We start from the raw sequence: 22,372 nt of genomic DNA, 5'->3' as shown, positions 1-22,372 counted from the left end.
AACCTCAGGAGTCAAACCACCCGGCCCGCTGCGGCACGCTACGGGGAGCTACCCCGACCACGAAACCGCTACCGGAGATATAAGTCGGAACCTCAATCACCGGCGACGGTGACGGCTCGGTGCGGGTTTGGGATTTGGGGACTGGTATCGAACGGTCTGTGCTAGCCGGTCACACCGATACGGTGCGGGCGGTGGCTTGTACTCATCTCGATGGCCGTCCGGTCGCGGTCTCCGGCAGCCGCGACGGCACGGTGCGAGTCTGGGACTTGGAGGCCGGCAGCGAACACTCGGTGCTGGTCGGTCACACCGATACGGTGCGGGCGATTGATTCCGTTCTTCTCGATGGCCGTCCGGTCGCGGTCTCCGGCAGCCATGACAGCACGGTGCGGGTATGGGACCTGGACACGCTACACACCCAGAGGTCGAAAGGCGGCCACACCGACCTTGTTCAGGAGGCCGTCGTGATAGGGCCCCAGGACACGGCGATCCTGGTTACCAGCAGCAGCAACGAGGCACTGCGAATCCGGGACATGGCCACTGGCAACGAACACGCCAAGCTCGCCGGCCACGCTGACGCGATTCGGGCAGTGGCTTGCACGTACCTGGACGACCGGCCCGTTGCTGTCAGCGCCAGTCGCGACCGCACGGTGCGAGTGTGGGATCTGACCACGGGCAGCGAACGCGCTCTGCTGGCGGGCCATACCGATCCAGTGTGGGCGGTGGCTTGTGCTCGTCTCGGTAACCGTCCGGTCGCAGTCACCGGGAGCCGCGACGGCACGGTGAGAGTGTGGGATCTGACCACGGGCAGCGAGCACGCTCTGTTCGCGGGCCATTCCGATCCAGTGTGGGCGATTGCGTGCACCCACACCGACGACCGACCGGTCGTCGTCACTGCCAGCGGAAGTCACGGACAAACGGTACGAGTGTGGGACCTGATCACCGGTACTGAACGTTCTGAACTCGTCGGTCACACCTCCGAAGTGCGGGCACTGGCCTGTATCCAACTCGACGGTCGACCTGTCGCCGTCACCGGCAGCGGCGACGGCGCAGTGCGGGTATGGGACCTGATCAACGGCACCGAACACTCCGAGATCACCGGCCACACCGACGCGGTCCAAGCGGTGGCTTGCACCTACCTCGACGACAAACCCATTGCTGTTACCACCGGCCGCGATAGCACGGTAAGAGTATGGGATCTCGAAGCATCAGCGGAGGTCGCGTTACTGGATGTGCCGAGCCCATCTGCATTTGTTGCGGCTGGCTCCGGCGGACAAATCGTCGTGGGTCTGGGTAACGACATAGCAGTTCTCAAGTTCCGAACTGGATTCTGAGTGGGGTTTCAACAAGATTTGGACATCTGAAGCGAACAGTCGAGCACCGACCTGGCGTTCCCGGCTGCCGCGCGCCATCTCGATACAGGCCGTCCGGTCAATCTGTGTCGCGCTCTGTGGTCTCAGAGGTCGACTACGGCGGAACGGCAGCACAAAATAGCTTGGAAGGATTGCCGTCGCACTGATCTCAGCAGTAGTTCCAGGACTTTCAGTTCATCAGCCCGTCGCTGGGAGCCGGGATGGATCAAACTGATCAAGGTGGCGATTCCGACGTACACCACGCATGCAGCGATTTCTTAACAGAATGCCGCAGCTGGTCTCGCTCTCGGGTATGGCGGGTTGCGAGATGCTGGATTGCTGCCTGCGCAGCAGTGATTATCCGGACTGGTCCACCGAGTGTTCACAGCGTAGCGAGGTCGTCGCTGTGCAAGAGTCACCCCCCATGATCTTGAGACTTCCCTGACTATCCGGTCTCTGGATAGTCAGGGAAGTTCTTCGTCGACTGTCAGCGGCAGGACGGAATCTGCCGCAACGACTGATCTGCGATCACCCACGACAAAGCCCCGAAACCAGCGCCGACCAGGGCTCCGGGGATCGCGCCGACGATGAAGATCGGCAGACCTGCGAGAGCGCCGAGCGCGGCACCGATAGCGGCCCTGACCTCTATGGTGTCGCCCTGCATCATGCACGCGTTGACGAACTCACCGGCCTGGTCGACGGTCACCAGGATCGCCGATGGTTGTGCTGCTGCGGCCTGGTATTCGGGTTCGGGTGCTGCGACTGCTCGGCCGGCGAGGCCGGCAGCTGACGCACTGATCGCTGCGGTGCCGATCAGTGTTGCGAGTGTCCGTTGTCCCCACATGGGTTCTCCTACTTGGTGATGACCCGGCGCTGTTCTGTCGTGTGAGCTTGTGATGCTGTTACTCGCAGGCGATGCCGTCCCCGTCGCTGTCGAGGTGGCGCCCGTAGCCTGGTTGTCCGGCGTGTATGGGTGCTGCCCCGGCTGCGCGGACCGCGTCGCAGTTCTTGTAGGACACCCGCGGCGCAGCTGGTGAGGGCGGTGGGACAGTGGTCGGTTCCGGTGCCTGCTCGGGTACTGCCACTGGAGGTGGTGCAGGCGCGGGCTCGGGTGCTACCGGTGTGACGGCGGCCGGTGGTTGCGTGGCGACGGTCGTCGCCGCGGGCTGCGAGGGTGGTGGCGCGAGGCTGACAGTGGTGCTGCTGGGAGGTGCCGCGGTCACTGATGTCGAAGGTGCCGGCTTCGGTGTGGTTGTTGCGATTTGTGTTGTGGTCGGGGAGGGATCTTCGCCTTCTGCGTTGTCGTCGAGCATCGAGCCGATGACCCCGCACAGCAGAAATGACCCGAACAGGACACCGACGACTATGAGGACGTTGCGGTTTGTGCGTCTTCGTCGCGCGACGTTCAATGCCTGCTGGTCGTGGTATCCCATGGATGACTCCCCTGACTGATGCTGGGCGGAAGCAGCACTCCCGCTGGTCCTTTGAGAGATCGCCACGGGCGTGGTTTGTGTTTCACGGCATGTTTGAAGTATCCAAGAGCGGGTATATGGGCTGTCCTGCCGGTAGCGAGGTAGATGTGTCCGACCGGGTGACTGGCTACCGAGCGTGTGAATGCCGTCCTTCCCGCCTTGCTACCCGGGCGTAGACACTATGATCACCTACAACGGTCGGCTCTCGATGAGATCCAACCCGATCCGGATGCTCTCGCTCCGATCTGCTCGCCTTGTGGCCGCGTGTCTCTCGATGAGTTCCAAGATTGCGCTGCCGCCAATAGCAACTGATCGCTTCGCTTTCCAAGGTGATGTCGCTGCAATCACCGAGGTAGGGACGTCGGCGGACCATGGCATCTGCAGGGGCCTCGGATGGGATGTTGCAAACATTGGCCGACGACTTCTCCGCCGAGTCCTTGCCGCTGTATCGGAACTTCCGCCGCCGAGCTGGTATTCTTGTGGTGGGAGAGTCAGCGGGCAGGCGTGAAAGCGGTGCCCTATGCTCAATTTATCCACTGTGTCGACCTTTCGAATGCAGGCGGCCCAGGCGCGCATCCACATCGTCGGTGACCGCAATGACCGTCGGTGCATCCGAACACCCAGTGACCGAACCGGCACTCCACACGAGCACCCAAACGGCGGGGTCTCCGTGATCGCTGACCCGCCAGCCCACTCGGGTAGCAATCTCACGACAAGGCCGCAGCGGGAAACCGGGAATCCGCTGATCGGACGATCAATCTGGTTGTTTCCGCTGTCGGTGCTCGCCGCCCTGTCCACGTCTGCTTGAGGGAATCCGGCATGAGCATGGCGGACGAATTCTTCGGCGGCCTCTACTCCGAACCCACCCCAACAGCACCGGTATCCGACAGTCTCGTTACCGAGTTCGCGTTCCCCGACACCTTCGACGACAACGCCCGCTCCGACCTACACTGCTCGATGACCGCAATGGACAACCGGGGCCGGCTCGCCGCCCGCGCCACCGTCCGCCACCTGAACTGGCCATCAGGGCAAACGGTATCGATGGGCCTAAAGGACGGTGTCATCGTGATCCGTCGCGCACCTCGAGGCCACCAGTTACCGGCCTCCGGGTTCGTAGTCCTACCGTCACGCATCAGGAACCGGTGCGGTCTGTACCCGGGCGACCGGGTCCTGGTCGTCGCCTCATCGAGCGTGGAGATACTCGCGGTTCTGCCGCCGCGGATCCTGGCCGCGGCCGTTCTAGCCCACTGCCCTGAGCTGCGGGGGAGCGAGTCATGAAGGACAACACCCTCACTGCGTTACGCAAAACCCTCACCCGCAAGACAGCGACCCCCCTGCACGCACTCGCCCCGCCTGAAGCGACGTTCGACGACTTCATCCCGCACATACTGGCCACCGAATCCCCAGTCCAACACGATTACTACGGCACTTATTGGCGGCTCCTGCTCGCCGAATGGGGCCCTCGAAACCTGTCCGAACCGACGCCCACCGAGATCCTGCAACTGATGAACCGGTACAAAGCCGGCGCGATCATCCGGTCGAACTGGCGTGGTGGCAGTGCCGCGACCCGTAACCTCCTGCACGGAATCCGGCGCCTCTACCGGCTCGCCGAACTCGACGGCCTCATCACCCCCGCCGCCAACCCCGCCACCAAAGTGCCGATGCCACCCAAGCTGGAAAGCACGCGTCACGCCCTGACCCCGCACCAGGTCGCCGAACTCGGCCGCATTGCTATCGAAACCGGCAACGACCCCGAACTCGACGCACTCATCGTGCGCCTGCACATCGAAACCGCCTGCCGCCGCCACGCAGCACTCGCACTACGAGTCGACGACCTCAGCGATGACGACTCCACTGTCTTACTCCACCACAAAGGTGGCGTCGACGCCTGGCACCCCATCACACCCCTACTCATGACCCGCTTACTCGACCACGTCGCCCACCGCGGCGCAGCCTCCGCACCGGCCCGACATCAGGTTCTACGCACCCGCAACGGCAAACCCATCACCGACCGCCGCTACGACAACCTGCACAACCGATTCCACCACCACCTCGCCTGGGCCGACGCCAAAGGCGTCACCGTGCACTGGCTGCGGCACACCACCCTGACCTACGTCGAACGTCACTACGGCGAAGCCATCGCCCGCCGCTATGCCGCCCACAAGAACCCAGGCTTATCGGCCACACCGATCTACACCACAGCATCTCTGCCCGAATGTGCCGAAGCGCTCTCGGCGCTGACCGGGCAACCACACCCCCTCGCCCGCAACAACCCTGCGAACCTGAGGGAGTCCATGACCTGACCAGGAACAACAACATCCGTGTACTCTGGCCGCATGCACACCGAACCCCGGTGCAGCTGCTGCGATTCCAGTGTTCTGATCCCCCTCCGGACACTTTTTCGGCACTCTGACCTGCGATTATGTTTAAGATCCATAACTGTCTTCATGGCATATTCGCAGGTCAGATTGGCCGGTGGGGGTTCATGTCCGATCCGGACACCTTTTCGTGGCATTTCTGCCCTGGCAATTGTGTAGTTGCACCGGCGTCCACACCACCGCGACCATCGCCGAAGTCACCATCGCCCTTGCGCATCTCACCGGCTGGCGCGTCAGGGCCAGGACGAAGCGCGGCCGCGGAGCCCGGTCCGGCGAGTAGGGACCGCGCTGCGGCGGTTGGGTCGAAGCCGCATCGCCGGGCGCAGGGACAGGGACCTGAACCAATCGAAGATGCTGCTCGTAGGTAGGAGTGTCGATGCTTCCTTCGGCTCGGCCGAGTGCTTGCCGGCGTCGCAGAGACCAGTAGACGCCGCCTTGAGTGGGGTCAGGGGTTCGAGTCCCCTATGCCCCCATCCAAGACCCCAGGTTTAGTCCCGGTCTAGCACCGGGCCTGACCTGTTTTCTCTTGATCCAACCCCACGTCTACCTGCGGTTTGGCCCCGGAAATGGTGTTGATGACGGTTCTGCCGTCGTGCTGCCAACGAAACAGTTGGACCGGATCCGGTGTATGTCCGCGACGGGGAGTCATTGTGGCAGGTCGGGTAGATCGGCTTTGAGCGGATCAGAGCCTATCGAGCTGCCAGCTTGATAGGCATGGAGAGTGGTGTACGGACAGCCGTCAACGACCGTGCCAATCGCCAAGGGGAGCATCGCACCGCCGCGCATGCTCGCGTATGTCCGGCGCTAGGTAGCGGCGACCGGCTTGATCTGTTGCGTCGACTGCCAGTGTTCATGGGAGTTATGGGTTTCGATTCCATTGGGCGCGGGCGTGCGCTAGTGGGCAAGAGTTGAGTCAAGGGCGTAATGGTTCCACTGACCATTCGGCTCGCGCGAGAAGTTCATCGAAGGTGACCAATTCGGGGTCTTTGAGATTGTTGCGAAGGAGCTGGAATGACCGGATCTTGTCTCTGTGGTGCCCTCCGTCTTTGCTGAGGAACTCGTCGAGCTGTCCGATTATCAAGAACGAGCGGGGGTTCAGCAGATAGGTGTAGTCGCCAGCGATTTCGGTGCCATCAGTGGCAGTGCTGTGCAATCGCTCGCCGATAGCGTGTACCGCTAGGTGTACGGTGCCGTGCACTTGAGCTATGCCTCCGGACAACTCGGCGGACAGTGCCCAACACCCGGAGCGGTGTTCGCGAGTGAGCAGGGGAGTCTTGTGGGTCTTGATTTCGGCGAATACCAACGATTTGACCCGGCCAGTGGTCCGTAGGAGCGCATCAGTTCGCTTGCCCGCCCCGGTGATCGATGCACCGGCGACCACTTGCTCCAATTTTTCGCGGTCCCACGAGGTCAGCAATTGTCCGGCCAACGACACACCAAAGATCCAGGGGTTGTCTTCGAAGAAGTGCTGCCACACCTGTTCCGGTCCTCGGCCTCTGGACTCGGTCACTTCCTTATCGAAGAACTCGTCATCTTCCAGCATGCGTCGAAATCGTTCGACCTGACGCCTGCGGTGGGCCATCGCCACCAAGTCGCGCGCAGCGTCGTCATCGGCTATCAGTTGCCGAAATCGCTCGGGATCGGCTCTGTATGTGGCGAGTAGCGTCGCCTCCTCGTCAGTAGTGGAACCGGGCACAGTGTTTCTGGTTGGCGAGGCGTTTCCCGAGTCGGCTTGCGTCGTGTTCGAGGCAATGTCCGCGTGTTCTGTGGTTGCCCGGAGAGTTAGATGCATCCGCGGTGCTGTGTTGAACGGATCGGGTTCACCCGCGAAAAGGTGTATACCCTGAAGCTGACGTAGCCGAAATACGGGCACGGTCTGGCTTCGAATTGTTGATCGTTCCGCCGTGCGGCGAGTTAGCCTGTCGGAGGCCGAACTTCTAGCCCTTCTTGTGCCTGCATCGGCTACTCGTTCGACTGGATTAGCCTGGTCCACTGCAAATTCGCCAACATACAGGCACTCGCTCCCTCGAACCTCGAATACATGAAGGGGGATCCCCCTTCGGATATGGTTGACTAGAACCACGTTCTCAGATGCGACGCTGTTCCACATCCCGATGGTGGCAGGTTTGCCGGGAACGAGGAGCGTATTCTCGACCCATCTCGGCGCGAGGGCTGCGGGATCTGCTGCGCGTTTTACGAAAAGGAACACGTTACGGGGTCGGGCGCAAACTGCCAGTGGTCCTGACGTTCCGCCGTAGACGCTCTGTAACTCAGAGCGGGAGACGACTGAGCCGGGAGTTATATTCAGTGCAAGCGGCCACTCGGAGGGCGCTTTCGATTCTTCGGCCAATTGTTCAAGAGCTCGCCATTTGTCATCGGTGAGTTCCAGGGCTTCGATTGGGCGCCGGTATCTACGGGCTGCGGCTTGCGCCTGTTTGACGAGTCCAAAGAGTGCTGCTGAGCGCAGGGACTTGCCCATGAGCGGCTTGGTTAGAAGTAGGGTGCCGAAGTCGATCGTTATCAACGACACCGCTGGCTCGCTTTTCGGCACGGTTGAGTGTCCGAGAGTTGAGCGACACAGCTCGTCGAATGACGGTTCGCCCTTAGGAGTCGACATCGTAATGCGACCGATCGCGACGATCCCGCTCCCGATACCCTTTGCGCTGCTCCGCCACAGGACGACGGCGTCGCCGACCGCGGCAGTCAGTGGAGCCGTGAAAGATCTCGCGTCTTGCCAGTTGTCGGACAGGTTCACCCTCTCGGACATCGGAGACCGGTCGCTGGCGATTATGAGCCACCGGCGAGTCATCGCTTGCGGAACGTTCGGATGGCATGTGGAAAGCGACCCGCGAGTGGGGGGCCCTCCGCGCGCAGGGCGCCACTGGAAGCCGCATGGATAAACGCACCGCTCCGACCTGAGCGCGGACAATCAAATAAACTGCAATGCAAAATATCTCCTTGAGAAGTCGATCGGGCCCTATCCGACCAGGGGGAGCCCATCGTGCCCGAAGGCACCGACACGGTCGGATCACCGTAAGGGCGATCTGTCCGCATAGCGTCCACAGGATCAGTGGCACGACCAAGTGCGTGTTCGTCCGAGCTGTACCGTGAAGAGTCCGGAATGGTCCCGGAGCCACTCGGCGTCGATGCTCGACCCGGAGTGTCCGGGCGCATGCCCGAGCACGGATCCCTGTAGCTGTCAGCAAGTTTGCCTGAGCTCGCGCATCGACCAGGTCAAGTTGCTAGTTTTGACTGGAGTTATGGTCCGGTAGTCGCGCTCCGGGTGACTGCTTCGGGAGCTTCACTTCGGTGTGTTGAGGGTGGCTGCGGTGCGGTGGTTCGGCCCGACTTACCAGGGCATCTGCATCCCGAAGGCGGCCCTTACCGGAGGACGGGCGCACAGTGAAGGGACGGAAGCTCAGAAAGGCCTGGGCCTCGCCAATGCTGCGTCAGGCCCATTGTCGTGTTGTACGAATGCGCGCTGAAGGTTACTGAGGGCTACTGAACCGGTTGACAGGGCCGTGGCCCTGGTGCCGCTGTGCTGGGCGGCCCGTGCGGCGTTCTTCGCGCTGGCCGGTACCGCCTGGGGTCGATCGGCGGCTCCACTCGCGGTCATGGACCGTCTGATCGGTTCGGCTCCACTCGGATCCTGCAGTAGGTCAGGCATCCTCTTGCTGGTCGATTCTCTCGGCACCCTCTACTTCCAGTTCTGCCGAGGGGCTCCACCTCTGTAGTAGTCCGCCGTTGTGTTCGGTCAGTTCGGCGAAGTTTCGGAGTTTGGACCAGTTCTCGTAGTCGCCGATGACTATCAGGCAGCGGCGGGCGCGGGTGATGGCGACGTTGAGGAGGTTCGGGGTGGCGGCGGCCCAGGAGCGGGCGCGGCGCTGGTCGGTGGCGGTGCCCAGGATCATGATGACGATGTCGGCTTCTTTGCCCTGGGTGGTGTGGATGGTGCCGCAGCGGGAGGGTGGGATGGTGAAGTTGTTTTTCCGGAGGTAGCGGGAGGTTTCGGTGACAACTTCGCGGAAGGGGCTGACTATGAATATCGAGTCGGCGAGTCGGCGTCGGGCTTCGGTTTGCTGTTGCTGCGGGTCCTGCGCCCAGGCGGGTAGCCGATCGGGGTCGGTTGATTCTTCTCGGATGCGGGCTAGTTCTTCGATCATCGATTCCGATATCCGGGCATAGAGCTTTTCCAGCACTGATACCAGCTGTTTGCCTTCCTCCGGGTTCCATTTGCGACCGTCTGCGGGGGCGGGGATGTCGATCCAGAGGTTGTTGCGGGCGAGTGGGAATGTGGTGCGGTCGTTGACGCCGTTGACCATCATTCCGTCGTAGGCGATGGCGTTGCTGACTTCGAACATCAGTTGATCGCAGCGTCGGTGCACCCGCAGAGGTGAACCGATCCAGATGTTTTCGAGTTCGTCGAGGCCGGGTAGCCAGGTGCCCAGTGGTGTGACCCGGTCGGCCAGGGACTGCACCGAAGTCGATTGCGGTGCCCAGCGGATATCGACGTCGAAGTGGTTTGCCAGGAGTTTCTGGCCGGGCATCGGGAGTGTCACCACCGGTTCCAGCTGTCGTGGATCTCCGACGATCACGGCCCGGCGGCTACGCCACAGGCCACCGACCGCGGCTTGTGGTGTGGCCTGGCCTGCTTCGTCGATAACCAGCCAGCCGATGCTTTCCCGGCCTACTCCGGCGAACATGGTCGGCAGGGAAGCGAAGGTTGTCGATACGGCCGGAACGACGAAGAACAGCATCTGCCAGCCGGCCAGGAGTGTGTCTTCCGGAAGGTTGTTCGGGGCGTCTCCGCGGATGATGTCGGTGACGGCGCGCATGTTCCGCCAAACCAGATCGGGTTCGGCGAACAGCGTTGCCCGGTGCAGGTCGAGCGCGGAAAGTAGAACTTCCGAACGGGCTCGAGCGAACTCAGGGTCCATCCACGGTGCCGTCTGTTCGCGTGTCTCCATTGCGGAGCGGTCTTCCGGTGCGGCTGTCCACTCCGGTCCGGGGACGTGGCCCGGACGGCGAAGGCGCTTCTGTTCCAGCTCGGCTGCCGCGTGCTGCAGCTCCATGACGCGGGTTTGTACCATGTTCTCTGCTTCAGCGGTTTTCGCCTCGCCTCGCTGCAGCTCTCGCTCGCAGTCCTGCACCTGCTGCCGAGCAATGGCTGTCCGCTCCTCCGACAGTGCCGCCTGTTCAACGGCAGTGCTCAGCGCGATCTCGCGTTCTTCCTGCTCCGACCAGGTGGCCTGCACGCCTTCCCCCGATTGCCGCACTGCTTCCTGATACGCCGTGTGGTCGCGCTGCCACTGCTGGTCGGCGGCTCGTACGAAGAGCCGCTTCCACCAGGCGGGCCGTTCTCCGGCATGGTGGCGGCAGCGCTCTTCTGCCAGTGTGAGTTGTCCCTCGGCCCTGCGGACTGTCACCTCCACGGTGGCCAGCGCACCACGCCGGTCGGCAACTGCTGCCAGGTTTCGAGAATGAGCATCATTGTGCGCCGCCAGCGAGCCCCGCAGTTCGTCTCGTCGGGTTTCGAGCAGCCCGCACTCGCTCCGCCAAGCGGTCACTCCTGCACGGAGGTCGGTAAGAATATCGTCTTCACCAGTGCACATCTGGTAGAGGTCGGCGACGGCCTCGCGTTCGGTTCTCAGTCGCTCTACTTCGGCCACCGCCTCCCGGTATCGCTGCTTGGCCTCGCGCCAGGAGCATTTTCGTTCGGCGGCCGAGTTGGATCCGTCGATGTACTCCCTCAGGGTGGGGTGAAGTCCCTGTTCCTTGCCCCACCAGAAACGTTCGACGAAACCCACGCGGTTGGGTCGCTTGCCCAGTCGTGCGGCTACCGCGCCCCAGCACGGTTCGCCGGCGAGTAGTGTGGCTGCACCGGAGAGGTAATCGGCGTCCGGGAACGATTCAGTGTCGATCGATGCCTCGGTGGGCACTTCCAGCGTGATGTTCTCGACAGCACCGTTGTTCGAGGAGGCGATCACGATCTCGAAACCGGTCAGTTCCTCGATGAGCGGAACGATCCTGCGGTGATACTGGGGCTTCTCAGGGTCTTGCCATTTCACCGCTTCCGAGTCGGGACGGAAGGCTGATCGAGGGTCCGGGAGCCCGGCGAGTACTTCTGCACGCTGGACGACGATCGCCGCGATCAGGTCCCTGAGCAGTGTCGTCTTACCGGTTCCCGGGGGACCGTTGACCGCGTACAGGCCGCGGGCATCCGGGGCGGAGAGCTTGCGCATGATGTTGTTGATGGCGAACTGCTGGCTCGAAACCAGCGGCCGATCGGGTCGACCCGGCCAACGCCCGTCCGGCGTGACGGCCGGGTGCAGGTCCTGTAGCACCCGGGCTGGATCTTCTCGTACATCCAGCCGTTGAAAAGATTCTGCGGTTACGTCGGAAGCCAAGTAGTCCAGTACGGCCTGCCCTGCGTTGCCCGACAGCAATTCGTCGGCCACCCGATTCAAGTCTTCGGCGTAGAAGCTGTTGATCAGTTCGTCGCTGGACACCTCGTCCGCATGACGAAGCGACACTTGATACGGCTTGATCCAGATATCGTCCGGCTCCAATGTCTCGTCCACACCGAGCTGTTCGGATACCCACCGGGTGAGGGCGACCAGGTCGACGAGTTCGAGAGACTTTCTGCCCAGCGCTTCCTGGGCCGATGCACCGGTATCTTCCGAGGTCGAAGCTTCTTCGCCCTCGTCGGGGTTCTGACCGATGCGGTCCCGCCGGGCCTCCAGGGAGCTGACAGCATCAGCGGACACCGAACCCGCCATCGATTCCGCGATCGTGGCAGCGTTATTGCCGAGATGTGATTCCACAGCAGACCCGATCAGGCCGGGTAGCGCGGTGATACCGCCGGTTGCGACATCGATCGCCACACGGGCGCCCAGGCCGGCGATCAAGCGAGCGGCTCGGCTACCCCGAGATTCGACGGAACCCGACGAGTCGATACGTACCCGCCCGTCACCGATGTCGAACAGGACATGCAGGATTCGCTTTTCCTCCGCCTCGAAGCCATCGAGCCAGTCATCAGCATCCGGTCCCGGTGTGCCGACGGTCCGGCCTACAGCCCAGGCACACGACGACAAGGTCACGCTGTCCTTGAACAGCTTGCCGTTCTCGTCGAGGGTCAGACTCAGCAACGCTCCATCGCCGCGGACGCGCCCGCCCGGATCGTGCTCCTGTTCCGCCGGGGCCAGAATCGATCCGAGTGCCGTACGGACTCGCTCCACCTCGAATATTCCGGCGTAGACGGTGTAACGCCACACCTTGTTCCCACTGGGAGGTCGCTGCTCCCTGGCCCACGGCAGTTGCTGCCCCGGGGAGGCTTTCACTGTGTCCTTGCCGTACCCGGGACGCTCGATTCCCGACGGTGGGCTGAAGTACTCCACAGACCGCCAGTACTGGAGAATCTGAGCTTGCCGAAGAGCTTCCTCATTGCCGCGAACCATGACACCCACCCTGTCGTCGCCGGAACTCCCTCCAGCGTATAAGACGAGAAGCATTGGGGGAGCGGCTTTTACCGCACACGACGACGTGTTGACGATAGTCGGCAGTCCTTCCGGGAAGGCGGACGGTGGTATCGCCGTCCGAGGAGCGCACCGCAGAGCTGACGATCAGGCAGCTGCGGGAGGTCGGCTTGTATGGGCGAGCGTTCGACACGTTGGCGACGCAGTCGGTGACCGGCCGCGGCGCGCGGGAGTTGATCGCTGCTTCGATTCCGTGTCGGTCAGCGGCTTGATTCCACCGAACCACGCCGCCCACTGCTCGTCGCGCTCTCGATCGGCGTTCGCTTCGCTGTCGACGAGCGCCTCGTAAGTGGGGATCGGGTGAAGTTCCATGTGAACGTTGGACGCGCTCCCGAAGCTCCTTATTCAGGGGCAGTCGTCCGGGCGGGGCGGCATGTGAATCGTGTCGTCCTCGATCCCCTCGGCTAACTATCGATTGCAGGTGTGTGTTCTGTGTTCGCCGAGGACTCCGTCGATTGGGCGCGATATCCAACCCGACGACCTGCTGAGGCCCCAGAGGGTCTCCGTGTGGTGGCATTCGATGGACGCGGACTCGGCCCAGGCATTGGGGCGCGGTGCAGCGGCCGGGCTTCGCGACCCTGCCGCGAATGATGTACACCGGCCGTCTGCTCGAACCCATGTTGAAATGGTGCCGCGCGCTGATCGGGTCAGCTCACTGCCTTCTCACGGCGGGCGCGCACCCCCAACCAGGACGCCGTTCCGATAACCGCCACCACGCAGACACCGACCGCGATCAACACGATACGACGGCCAGCATGCGCTTTCTCACATGCCTCACCGGCGTCGATCCCGGACTGCCAGTTGGCCTGCATCTCGTCCAGCGCGCTCGTTACCGCACTGGTCGTGTCACCCTTCCAGATAGCCGCTTTATCGAGTTCCGGACGGGCCGCGTACGGGGAGCTGTAGGTCCATGAATCTCCACTCGCAAAGATGGTGCCGCAGTTCCCCTCATAGGCAGGGCCTTCGACATTCATGGTTGTAAATAGCAGCGGGGAGGCTGTAACTATTACAATGAACGCGATGAGCGCGAGAATGATGGGCGCGTTTCTCATGGATTCTCCTGTGCGGGTTCCTCTGGGTGAAATGATGATGCGCGGCAGAGCGCTTCTGCAGCTGCCGCGCAACCAGCGGGGTGACTATTGCAGCGCGACCTGCGCGCCACCGGAGAACGCTGAGTCATGGAACTCGATCGCCGTGGGTACCGCGTCCTTGGCGATGTCGAACACGAGCACCACATCGATCTTGTTACCGGGGTTGATCTCACCACTGTGCGCACCCGGTTCATTCACATAGGCTTCAGCGACCGTGTCGTTGGCGAACTCGCGGCCCTGCCGGTCGATCAGAGTCTGATTCTGCCCGAAGTAGTACTGGGCTTGGTTCGCGATGTTCGTGACCGTCACATGCACCAGAACGAACTGGCCTTGCGCCTCCCGCTGAACCAAGCTCGACCAGGACACGGCTTCCTGGCCTTGCTCCAGCTTCGTCACCTGGAATTCGAACTTCCCGTCCCGGACCGGTGAGCCGGCCGGCGCGATATCGGAATCGGTGTCGGGTGACACCGCGGCGGCACCGTCTTCGAACCCCTCGGATGCCGAGGAGGCTACTTCGTCACTGTTGGCGACGAGGGCGACGCAGCCACCGAAACCGCACAGCAGGAACACGGCTGGGATCAGCAGCAACCACGGCCACACGGCCTTCTTCTTCCGCGGCGGTTGCGGGTAGTGGCCGTACGGCTGCTGAGGCTGAGATGGGTAAGGCTGGTTGGTCAACGTATCCCCTCAATGTTGTGCGCGCAGTTACGGTCCCGGCGAATATGAATCCGTCAATACGTGTGGCGTGTTACATAGTTTGAGGAGATCCATTCGGGGAATGGCTGCTGTCGATCAACGTGCACGGTGGCGCATCAGTGCTATGAACGACACCGGTGCCGGCGACAATGTCGGCGGCGCACCCCACACTCCGCGCGGCCATCGAACAGCCCTAGGAGCAAGGTGAGAGTCGCCGGTACCTGCACTGTGCGGATTGTTGCTTGAAGGTGTCTGTAAAGCGATGGCAGTTGCGCGAGAAGCACTATCAAGCATTCTGGAAGTCGGCGATCCGAACGGAGCTGGAACACGTGGCAGTGGATGCGCCGCGCAGCAGAAGGAGCGTTCCGTCCTGGGTCCGGTGGGGGAGTGGGCCGGGTATGGCCTCACGGCAGCGTACCCGGTGAGACCGCTTTCAACCTTGTTGGATTTCGCGGGCCGCGCTGAATTCGGGCCATTGCCAGCAACTTCGGGCCATGGTGAAAGGTTCGATGGAGCCGGCGGTGACATCACCCCGAAACCCCGGTTCCAGAGTGATGATACTCAGATATGCGCATTAAGCCATAGAAACTGGTTGGTGATGGTCTTGCTGATATGTCGGTCGATGGCTGGTGCTCAGCCTAGGGTCCACTGGTGATGGCTATCGGGCGGCGATGTGGTTCGCAAGCTGGTCGGCGGCGCTGCGAGGTTCGCGGCCGAGGAGGGGCGATCACCCCTGTCTGTTGCCAGAGGCCGAGCAGGTGGTCGCAGGTTGCCGAACATGCCGTAGCGCAACGCGGTCCAGGCGACTCCCGAATCGGCGAGGATCGTGCGGTAGCGGTGCGGGTATTACGCTGTCGGGGGCGGCGCCGTGTTGGCTGGTGTAGAGGATCCGCTGGGCGCCGGCGGCGCCGGCGGCCTCGGTCGCGTTGCGGTGCAGGCCGACATATCGGCGGTGGTGTCGTTGCCGGACACCAGCAGCACCTGCTCGGCGCCCGCGAACGACTCGACCAGTGCGGCCGGGTCCTCGTAGGAGCCCTGTCGTACGCACACACCGCAGGACGCGAGGCGCTCGGGTCGAGGTCTGGCGCAAGCGCGTATGTCCTCTTCGAGGTGCAGACCGCCATGCTGCCGTCGGTGGGCGGCCGATTTGCCCAGTACTGGTGTCTGGGCGCTGGTCTGAGCAAGTAGGCCTGGCCGTATCCATCCGGACGCGGTCATCAAGCAGGGAATCGTTTTCGTCGGTGGTCTGGGCGGTGGCGGGTCAGGCGCAGTTACTGTGCCGGAGAATGTAGCGATCCGGCGGGTTCGGTTAGTGGAGGTGTGAAGAGTGGCGCGCAAGGTTGTGGTGACCGTGATCGACGATCTGGATGGCGCGTCAGCGGCCGCTGAGACCGTGTCGTTCGGCATCGATGGGGTGGGCTATGAGATCGACCTGTCTGAGACGAATGCGCGGGAACTCCGTGCTGGCCTCGACAAGTGGATCCCGTTTGCGCGCAGGGTCGGAGGACGAAGTCGAGTCAAGGGTGCTTCAGTCGGTCGGCAGAAGGACGCGAAGGCTGTGCGGGAGTGGGGGCGGCGAAATGGGTATGACGTGCCTGACCGTGGCCGGATCTCCTCTGCGGTGATGCAGGCATACCAGCGGGCGGCAAACTGACGCTGGCGCTCCCAGACCGCCGGGTGGCTGCGAATACTGTCATCGGGACAGCGAAGCGTTCTGGTGGACTGCGTGGAGGTAGACCCACTGGCCGCGGCCATGAACGGTTGTTGAGGAAGACGTTAGCGAGGTCTTTGTCCGCGGAGCAATCTGATGTCTCGGTTGGAGGTCTGAACTCGCTACAACAATTCGAGGTATGGAAGGCTTAGGTTGTGTATCTTAACTGCATACACATCTGCTGATATCCCGTAAGAGGTAGAAACTACTTCGGGGCAGGCTAGGACATCGTCACAGCACAGAGATCGTACTGATTCCATGATGTCGGTCAAATGGAAATTTCCGTCCCCCGGAGGTAGTCGACTGGTGGAGCTCTCATTCCATACATCGACGGCCGGAATCATGGGACCGTCCGATATCTGCACACTGCTGAAACATCCTGGAGGGAGTGAGTGGAGGTGTTCGGGTAATCCTCCGACGCGTGCGTAGTGCCACGTGTCAAAAACAATACCAGTATGATGGCTACCGCTAGCTTGAATTATTTGAAGTGCTTCCCGCGGCGTCTTGATGGCGCTGAACGGCATCGGCTCCAATTGAGTACGTGCGCCTATGTTTTCGGTCAATCCGCAGATGAACGCAAGTCTGTCTACAAGCTCGTTGAAACTACGGGAGCATCCCGAGAGTTCAACTGCGGAAATCGTTTGGGCGCCAACCGAGTGCGCAAGCCCTAGGCATTCATCCAGGGTATAGGCATCGAACGTCGCAGCGACGGCGTGCTGGTCTCCGCTGCGCCGTCCAACCGAACGCCCTGTGCCGGCACCACCGGGCAGCCAAGCGGTCACGGGATCCAGACACGACAGCCTTATTCCAAGGTCATCCGCAAGCTGCCGCAGCGGAACTGATCGCTTCTCGGTAGTTCCTGGTGGCCCGAAGTCCATGGGGGCAACTGACAAATCGGAGTAACCGGCTGCTGCTGCGATCTTGATGCGGTCTTGTAATAGAGTGCCGACCAGACTGCCGCTCCAGAGAATCACGTCGCCGGAAACTTCGTATCGGCTGTGATACCGGTGATCTTCTCGATCAGAATTCTCCGGGTGCTGTACGGGGCCCACCGGCCGAGGGCCGCCATGAGTTTGTCGTCCGGGCCTATGCGAGTTCGCAATTTCCGCTTGCCAAGCTCCAGCGCATCGCAGATTTCCCTTGTCGCTTTGTCGGCAGATCGGGCCTTGCCGCCCAGCTTCTCCATCCTGGGCAACGCGAGGGCTGCGAGGTCGGAATAAGCACTGGATTCGTCGATCATCAACTCGACATTACTGCCGAAATTCGTGTCGTGATTGCCTGGTTGGATGATCTTGACATCCAAGTTGAACGGCGCCAGCTCGATCTCCAGTGCCTCCGCCCAGCCTTCGAGTGCCCATTTGGCCGCCGCGTATATCGAGTACATCGGATGAGCAATATTGACAGCATTCGAGCTTATGACTGCGATAGTCCCACTGCGGCGCTCGCGCATCGACGGGAGGAGCTTTTGTGTGATATCCAGAGCGCCAAAGAAGTTCGTATCGAATAGGTGGCGAATCTTGGCCGGAGGGATATCTTCGAAGAAGGATGCAGTTGTGTAGCCTGCGCAGTGCAGTATCATGTCCGGTCCTGAAGGGGCTGCGGACAATAGATGTTTCACACCGCTCTGCCGGGACGACTCGCTCGTAACATCTAGTTCTATCACGCTGATTGCGTCGGGCTCCACGCCAGAAGCGTCGGCCAGATGCCGCACGTACCCTGATTTCGAGGTGTCCCGCATCGAGGCGAACACATGCCAGCCACGTCTTGCGAGTTCAACTCCGGCCTTGGCTCCGAAACCGCTCGATGCGCCGGTGATCAGTACTGACCGCACAGTGTTTGTCCTCCTTGTAGCATGAACCCCGCGCCAGGCCTTATTGAAGCAAGCGCTTGCTTTAAGCCTGACAGTGATCTAGGACACTGTCAATTTCGACCTCATCCCGGAAGGAGGGTCGGCGGCTCGTCGTCCGTGCCTGCAGAGGTCGCTTTTGGCATGGCTCGGCGCAGGGGAGCGGGCTGTTGACGCGGCGCAAAAGGTCGTGGTCACGGTAGTCGAATACCTTGTTTTGTCCGTTCGCGCATAATCAATTGCGCGCACGAGGGGATAATATTGAGTTACCTTACCCTCGCAAGTCCCGTTGCCGATCAACATTATTCTTCGATTTTATGCATCCGGACAGTGGCGCCGCTTTGATGGCGCGTGATGTGTTACTGGCGCAGATGGAGGACCAGCTCTTCGGGTCCGTAGGTTGCGGCTGCGGGGTGGGACATCGACACGGGTCCAACGATGCTCGATCCGGGGAAATCTTCAGCTAGTACTTCGAGGGCTACCTGCATCTCTGTGCGGGCGAGCAGTCGTCCGAGGCAGAGTCGGTGCCCACGTCCGAATGTCTGGTGGTGAGCTGAGTTCGGGCGCTCGAGCCAGAACACGTCGGGATCTTCGAATACGTCTGGATCCCGGTTTGCTGCGGGGATATTTATCGAAATTGCGTCGCCTAAGGCGAATTCGATATCGTTGATCTCGAAACTTTTCGTCACTCGCCGCAGTGCGGTATGCAGCGACGGGGCAAATCGCATGCTCTCTTCCACGGCGTTTGGAATGAGTGCGGGGTTCTCGACCACGAGCGACCATCGGCTACGGTCCTGCATCAGCAGTAGAACGGCCCAGGCCAGTTGGAGGCGCGTCGTGTCATGGCCCGCGAAGAGCATGTTCACCAGGGCGCCGAACATCTCGCCTTCGCTAATGCTGTAGCCGTCCGAGACGCTTTCCTCCGCAGCTTCTATCAGCGCGGTGACAAAGTCCTGGCGAGGGCTACGCCGACGATCGTCGACCAGTTCGGTGAAGTAGTTGTGCAGGCCGACGAGTGCTGCCTCGATTTCTGCGGAGTGCGCCCCGATGGGATTGTGGGACAGTAGCGCGAGGGTCACGGTCCAATCCTGGAAGCGATCGATATCGGCAATTGGAATCCCGATGAGACGGCACACCATTCCGATCGGGTATTTATCGGTGAAACCCCCGACGAAATCAAGGAACTCGCCATCGACATTATGGCTGATTAGTTCCCGTGCGGCATTCCGCATCCGGTCTCGCAGCTCGTGGACACGCCTGCCCGTGAATGCGGATTGCAGTACTTTGCGGACTGCGTCATGGCGTACCCATGGCATCAGTGGCAGCATCCCCTCGGCTGCATACCTGAGTATGATGGTCGGCGCATCCTGGGCTGCGTAGTAATCGGCGCCGATGCCGTCGAGGTGGTCTCGGTCGGTCAGCAAGGTGGCGGCTGCTTTCCAGGACAATACTTCGTATCCGCGGACCGATCTGGCGATCCAATGCTTGCCGCGAACAGCTTGAACAGCCTCGTATGGGGATTGCTGGTAGGTGGTGTCTTCGAAGTCGAGGACGGGAATTGTGAGGAGTTCTGCCGCTTTCGAGGTCATTGGCACTCACTTCGTCGATTAGTTGAAGGTTGTTCCTGCGCCGGTCTTTCTTGGAGACCCGCTGCCGGGCGCCGGCGCAGGAACCTGTCCAGAGCGTACATTAGCAAGCGATTGTTCAAGTATATTTTCCGGATTCCAGACCGGAGGGATGCTGAGGGCATTGTCGCCGAGGCGCTGCGCTCGGCACACAGGGAAAGCGGGTGCGACCACGCCGCACCCGCTTCCCTGGTGTGCAGGCAAGTTCGGATGTCGGCCGCTGCCTGGGCAGAGCTCCAAGCGTTCGCGTTATCGCCTCGCCCGGCGATGTTAGTCGGCGATCTTCTTGACTTGCCTTGTGCCCGCGGGCTCTCGAAGGGACGAGTCGGTGCGCGGGGTTGTGCGCCGGACCAGCAGCGAGGATGCCACGGCCACCACAGCCAGAGCGATGCCCGATAGGAAGGCAGATCGAATGCCGAATGCCGAGGCAGCGATGTGGTCGGCCCCCGTGGCCAGGTGATCGGCCGACGCGCTGGTCATGATACTGACGAATATGGCAGTGCCCGCCGCGCCTGCGAGTTGTTGCAAGGTATTGATGATTGCGCTGCCATGTGAGTACTGAGTGCTGCTCAGCGACGCCAGGGCCGAAGTCATCATGGGCGTGATAACCAGTGCCAAGCCGGCGGACAGGACGACGTGGGCGGAGATCACTGCCGGCATGCCGCTGGTTTGCCCCAGCGTGGTCATCATGGCGATACCGGCGGTGATGGCCACGGTTCCGGACACAACCAGCAACCGGGGGCCGTGACTGTCGAACACGCGGCCGACGATCGGAGCCAGTAAGCCCATGGTCAGCCCACCGGGCAGGAGGATCAAGCCGGTCTGCAAGGTCGACATCTCCAAGACGCTCTGCAGGAAGATGGGGAGCAATATCAGTGTTCCGAACAGCACTGCCATGCAGGCGAACAGCACCACCGTGCCCACTACGAACGGCCGGACGCCGAACGGCCGCAGATCCATCAATGCATTGCTCGTCTTTTGGAGTTGGAGCTGGCGAGCGACGAACAGTATCAACGAGGTCAGGCCGGCCCCGATCGGGAGTGCGACCGGGACGGGCGCGGTGCCTTCTGCCGCTTCGCCCGGACTGGTCAAGCCGAAAACGAGACCGCCGAATGCTATGGCCGACAGGATCAAGGAGGCAAAGTCTACTCGGACCCGTCGCGTCTCTCCGAGGTCGCGTATCAGGGCCGCGCCGATCGCCAGGCTCAGGGCGGCGAACGGAAGAGTAAGCAGGAAGAGCCAGCGCCATTCGAGCGATGCCAAGATTATGCCGGAGATCGCGGGCCCCACGGCGGGAGCTACGGCGATTACCACGGAGATCATCCCTACGGTGCGGCCGCGCCGCGCCGCCGGAACCGTTGACATCACCGTTGTGGTCAGCAGGGGGAGCATTACTGCTGTGCCGCCGGCCTGGAGTACACGTCCGACCAGCAAGAAGGCGAATTCGTGGGCGGCCGCGGCGACCGTGGTTCCGGCGGTGAACAACGCCATTGCGGCGATGAAGACCGAGCGGGTCCCAAAGCGTTGCAGGATGACGCCGGTTGTCGGGATCACCACCGCCATCGTCAAGAGGAACCCGGTGGTTACCCACTGCGCGGTCGCCGCCGTGATCTGGAAGTCGTTCATGAGGCTGGGCAAAGCGACGCTCATGATCGTCTCGTTGAGAATTACGAAGAACGAGGCAACGAGAAGCATGCCGATGACGATCCATGTCTGTCGCGTCATCGGTGGATCCGATGGGTGCGGGCCCGGGGCATTCGCGCTTTCCAGCGCGTTCTGATCGAGAGACACCGATCGCCTTTCAGTAGCAGGGCCCGAAGAGCTGAGGCCGGTCCGAATAGACCACCGCGGTCCGATGCTCGGGCCGGGATTCGATCCGAGCGAGCCGCGTATGCATAGGCTGCCTTTTGTGTCAGCCACTGTCAACTTTGGCAGTGGTAGTCTTCGCTGTATGGAGCAAGGTTCGCTGCGGGAGGTGACCAGGCGTGCGGCACGAACCCGGATCGCCGAGATCGCCGAAGGACTGTTCGTGCAGGACGGCTTCGAGACGACCACGGTCGATACGATTGCTGCGGCGGTCGGTATGTCTCAGCGCACCTTCTTCCGCTACTTCGCTTCGAAAGAGGACGTAGTCCTCGACAACTACGAGCGCATGGGGGAGAAACTGCTCGAGCGGCTTCGTGCGCGCCCCGCTGGCGAGTCGGATTGGGCAGCCCTGCGCCGAGCGTTCGATGTTGTAGCCGAACAGTATTCCGATGCGGATCAGCGTCTCCGCGGTGCGACGGTCCAGCAGATCGTCGAGGCCAGTCCGGTATTGCTGTCCGCCTTCTTGGAGAAACTGGATCGGATTCAGCGGCGGCTTGCCGAGGAGTTGCACGCCCGCACGTTGGAGGGAAGCCTGGGCGCAACTTCGGATGCCTTGGTGGTGCGTGCAGTTGTTGGAGCAGCGTTCGCTTGTCTGCAGTCCGCAGTATCCGATGCTGCGCATTCGGCGGAGCCCACCGATCTGGGAGCGTCCCTCGACGTGATCATGGCGGCCGTTCAGCCGATCTGCTTTGTGCCGGGCCGTTGACTACCGAGTTTCTGGGCTTTTGTTTGCCTGCGGAAACGGTGGCGGAAGCTCGGGTGGCGACGGAGGCGGAGCCTGCGCCTCCTCGATGAAGGACGAA

The 22,372-nt window shown here is 61.9% G+C and carries 15 protein-coding genes; 5 read left to right on the top strand and 10 right to left on the bottom strand.

Going from position 1 to position 22,372, the window contains the following annotated elements:
- Positions 1–119 precede the first annotated feature (119 nt).
- Positions 120–1,331, top strand: coding sequence for a WD40 repeat domain-containing protein (locus tag ACWEWT_RS24495; protein ID WP_452562280.1), 1,212 nt, complete (start codon positions 120–122; stop codon positions 1,329–1,331).
- A gap of 505 nt (positions 1,332–1,836) precedes the next feature.
- On the opposite strand, the gene ACWEWT_RS24490 is transcribed toward ACWEWT_RS24495, so the two are convergent.
- Positions 1,837–2,055: a hypothetical protein gene (locus ACWEWT_RS24490; RefSeq protein ID WP_452562279.1), complete on the bottom strand. Its 219-nt coding sequence runs from the start codon at positions 2,053–2,055 to the stop codon at positions 1,837–1,839.
- A gap of 196 nt (positions 2,056–2,251) precedes the next feature.
- Entirely contained in the window at positions 2,252–2,662 is a 411-nt protein-coding gene (locus ACWEWT_RS24485) for an excalibur calcium-binding domain-containing protein (protein ID WP_452562289.1), read from the bottom strand.
- Positions 2,663–3,640: 978 nt separating this feature from the next.
- Between ACWEWT_RS24485 and ACWEWT_RS24480 the strand changes: the two genes are divergently transcribed.
- Together ACWEWT_RS24480 and ACWEWT_RS24475 are read left to right on the top strand one after the other, a co-directional pair.
- Positions 3,641–4,099 carry a hypothetical protein gene (locus ACWEWT_RS24480; RefSeq protein ID WP_452562278.1) on the top strand — a complete coding sequence of 153 codons (459 nt, stop codon included), beginning with the start codon at positions 3,641–3,643 and terminating at the stop codon, positions 4,097–4,099.
- Positions 4,096–5,124 (top strand): tyrosine-type recombinase/integrase, encoded by a 1,029-nt coding sequence (locus tag ACWEWT_RS24475; protein ID WP_452562276.1) that lies wholly within the window; start codon positions 4,096–4,098, stop codon positions 5,122–5,124. Before ACWEWT_RS24480 ends, ACWEWT_RS24475 begins: the two co-directional genes overlap by 4 nt.
- Positions 5,125–6,112: 988 nt before the next feature.
- On the opposite strand, the gene ACWEWT_RS24470 is transcribed toward ACWEWT_RS24475, so the two are convergent.
- The 4 genes from ACWEWT_RS24470 to ACWEWT_RS24455 form a co-directional block, all read right to left on the bottom strand.
- Complete coding sequence (locus ACWEWT_RS24470) at positions 6,113–6,895, bottom strand: Shedu immune nuclease family protein (RefSeq protein WP_452562274.1); 783 nt, start codon at positions 6,893–6,895, stop codon at positions 6,113–6,115.
- 1,963 nt (positions 6,896–8,858) lie between these two features.
- Positions 8,859–12,347: a DEAD/DEAH box helicase gene (locus tag ACWEWT_RS24465; protein ID WP_452562273.1), complete on the bottom strand. Its 3,489-nt coding sequence runs from the start codon at positions 12,345–12,347 to the stop codon at positions 8,859–8,861.
- A gap of 1,034 nt (positions 12,348–13,381) precedes the next feature.
- Positions 13,382–13,786, bottom strand: coding sequence for a hypothetical protein (locus ACWEWT_RS24460; RefSeq protein ID WP_452562271.1), 405 nt, complete (start codon positions 13,784–13,786; stop codon positions 13,382–13,384).
- 84 nt (positions 13,787–13,870) lie between these two features.
- Positions 13,871–14,503 carry a DUF4352 domain-containing protein gene (locus ACWEWT_RS24455; protein ID WP_452562270.1) on the bottom strand — a complete coding sequence of 211 codons (633 nt, stop codon included), beginning with the start codon at positions 14,501–14,503 and terminating at the stop codon, positions 13,871–13,873.
- Between the two features lie 1,345 nt (positions 14,504–15,848).
- Here ACWEWT_RS24455 and ACWEWT_RS24450 point away from each other — a divergent pair.
- On the top strand, positions 15,849–16,175 hold the full coding sequence (locus ACWEWT_RS24450) for a histone-like nucleoid-structuring protein Lsr2 (protein WP_452562269.1): 327 nt from the start codon (positions 15,849–15,851) through the stop codon (positions 16,173–16,175).
- A gap of 179 nt (positions 16,176–16,354) precedes the next feature.
- Here the strand turns inward: ACWEWT_RS24450 and ACWEWT_RS24445 are convergent, their stop codons facing one another.
- The 4 genes from ACWEWT_RS24445 to ACWEWT_RS24430 form a co-directional block, all read right to left on the bottom strand.
- Positions 16,355–17,206 carry a sugar phosphate isomerase/epimerase family protein gene (locus tag ACWEWT_RS24445; RefSeq protein WP_452562267.1) on the bottom strand — a complete coding sequence of 284 codons (852 nt, stop codon included), beginning with the start codon at positions 17,204–17,206 and terminating at the stop codon, positions 16,355–16,357.
- Positions 17,203–18,063, bottom strand: a complete 861-nt coding sequence (locus ACWEWT_RS24440) for an SDR family NAD(P)-dependent oxidoreductase (protein WP_452562265.1) — start codon at positions 18,061–18,063, stop codon at positions 17,203–17,205. The genes ACWEWT_RS24445 and ACWEWT_RS24440 overlap by 4 nt, the downstream gene beginning before the upstream one ends.
- 374 nt (positions 18,064–18,437) lie before the next feature.
- Entirely contained in the window at positions 18,438–19,667 is a 1,230-nt protein-coding gene (locus ACWEWT_RS24435; protein WP_452562264.1) for a cytochrome P450, read from the bottom strand.
- 306 nt (positions 19,668–19,973) lie between these two features.
- Complete coding sequence (locus ACWEWT_RS24430) at positions 19,974–21,428, bottom strand: DHA2 family efflux MFS transporter permease subunit (RefSeq protein WP_452562262.1); 1,455 nt, start codon at positions 21,426–21,428, stop codon at positions 19,974–19,976.
- 226 nt (positions 21,429–21,654) lie between these two features.
- On the opposite strand from ACWEWT_RS24430, the gene ACWEWT_RS24425 reads away from it, so the two are divergent.
- The gene (locus tag ACWEWT_RS24425; RefSeq protein WP_452562260.1) at positions 21,655–22,275 is read left to right on the top strand and encodes a TetR/AcrR family transcriptional regulator; all 621 of its coding nucleotides are present in this window, start codon (positions 21,655–21,657) and stop codon (positions 22,273–22,275) included.
- The last annotated feature ends 97 nt before the right edge of the window (positions 22,276–22,372 follow it).

It is taken from the genome of Nocardia sp. NPDC003963 (genome assembly GCF_053605105.1).
This window is presented reverse-complemented; position numbering and strand designations above follow the sequence as displayed.

Excerpts from the sequence above, each read along its gene's own strand:
- ACWEWT_RS24480 (WP_452562278.1), top strand. The coding sequence starts at position 3,641 with ATGAGCATGGCGGACGAATTCTTCGGCGGCCTCTACTCCGAACCCACC.
- ACWEWT_RS24460 (WP_452562271.1), bottom strand. The coding sequence starts at position 13,786 with ATGAGAAACGCGCCCATCATTCTCGCGCTCATCGCGTTCATTGTAATA.
- ACWEWT_RS24430 (WP_452562262.1), bottom strand. The coding sequence starts at position 21,428 with ATGACGCGACAGACATGGATCGTCATCGGCATGCTTCTCGTTGCCTCG.
- ACWEWT_RS24485 (WP_452562289.1), bottom strand. The coding sequence starts at position 2,662 with ATGCTCGACGACAACGCAGAAGGCGAAGATCCCTCCCCGACCACAACA.
- ACWEWT_RS24435 (WP_452562264.1), bottom strand. The coding sequence starts at position 19,667 with ATGACCTCGAAAGCGGCAGAACTCCTCACAATTCCCGTCCTCGACTTC.
- ACWEWT_RS24475 (WP_452562276.1), top strand. The coding sequence starts at position 4,096 with ATGAAGGACAACACCCTCACTGCGTTACGCAAAACCCTCACCCGCAAG.
- ACWEWT_RS24425 (WP_452562260.1), top strand. The coding sequence starts at position 21,655 with ATGGAGCAAGGTTCGCTGCGGGAGGTGACCAGGCGTGCGGCACGAACC.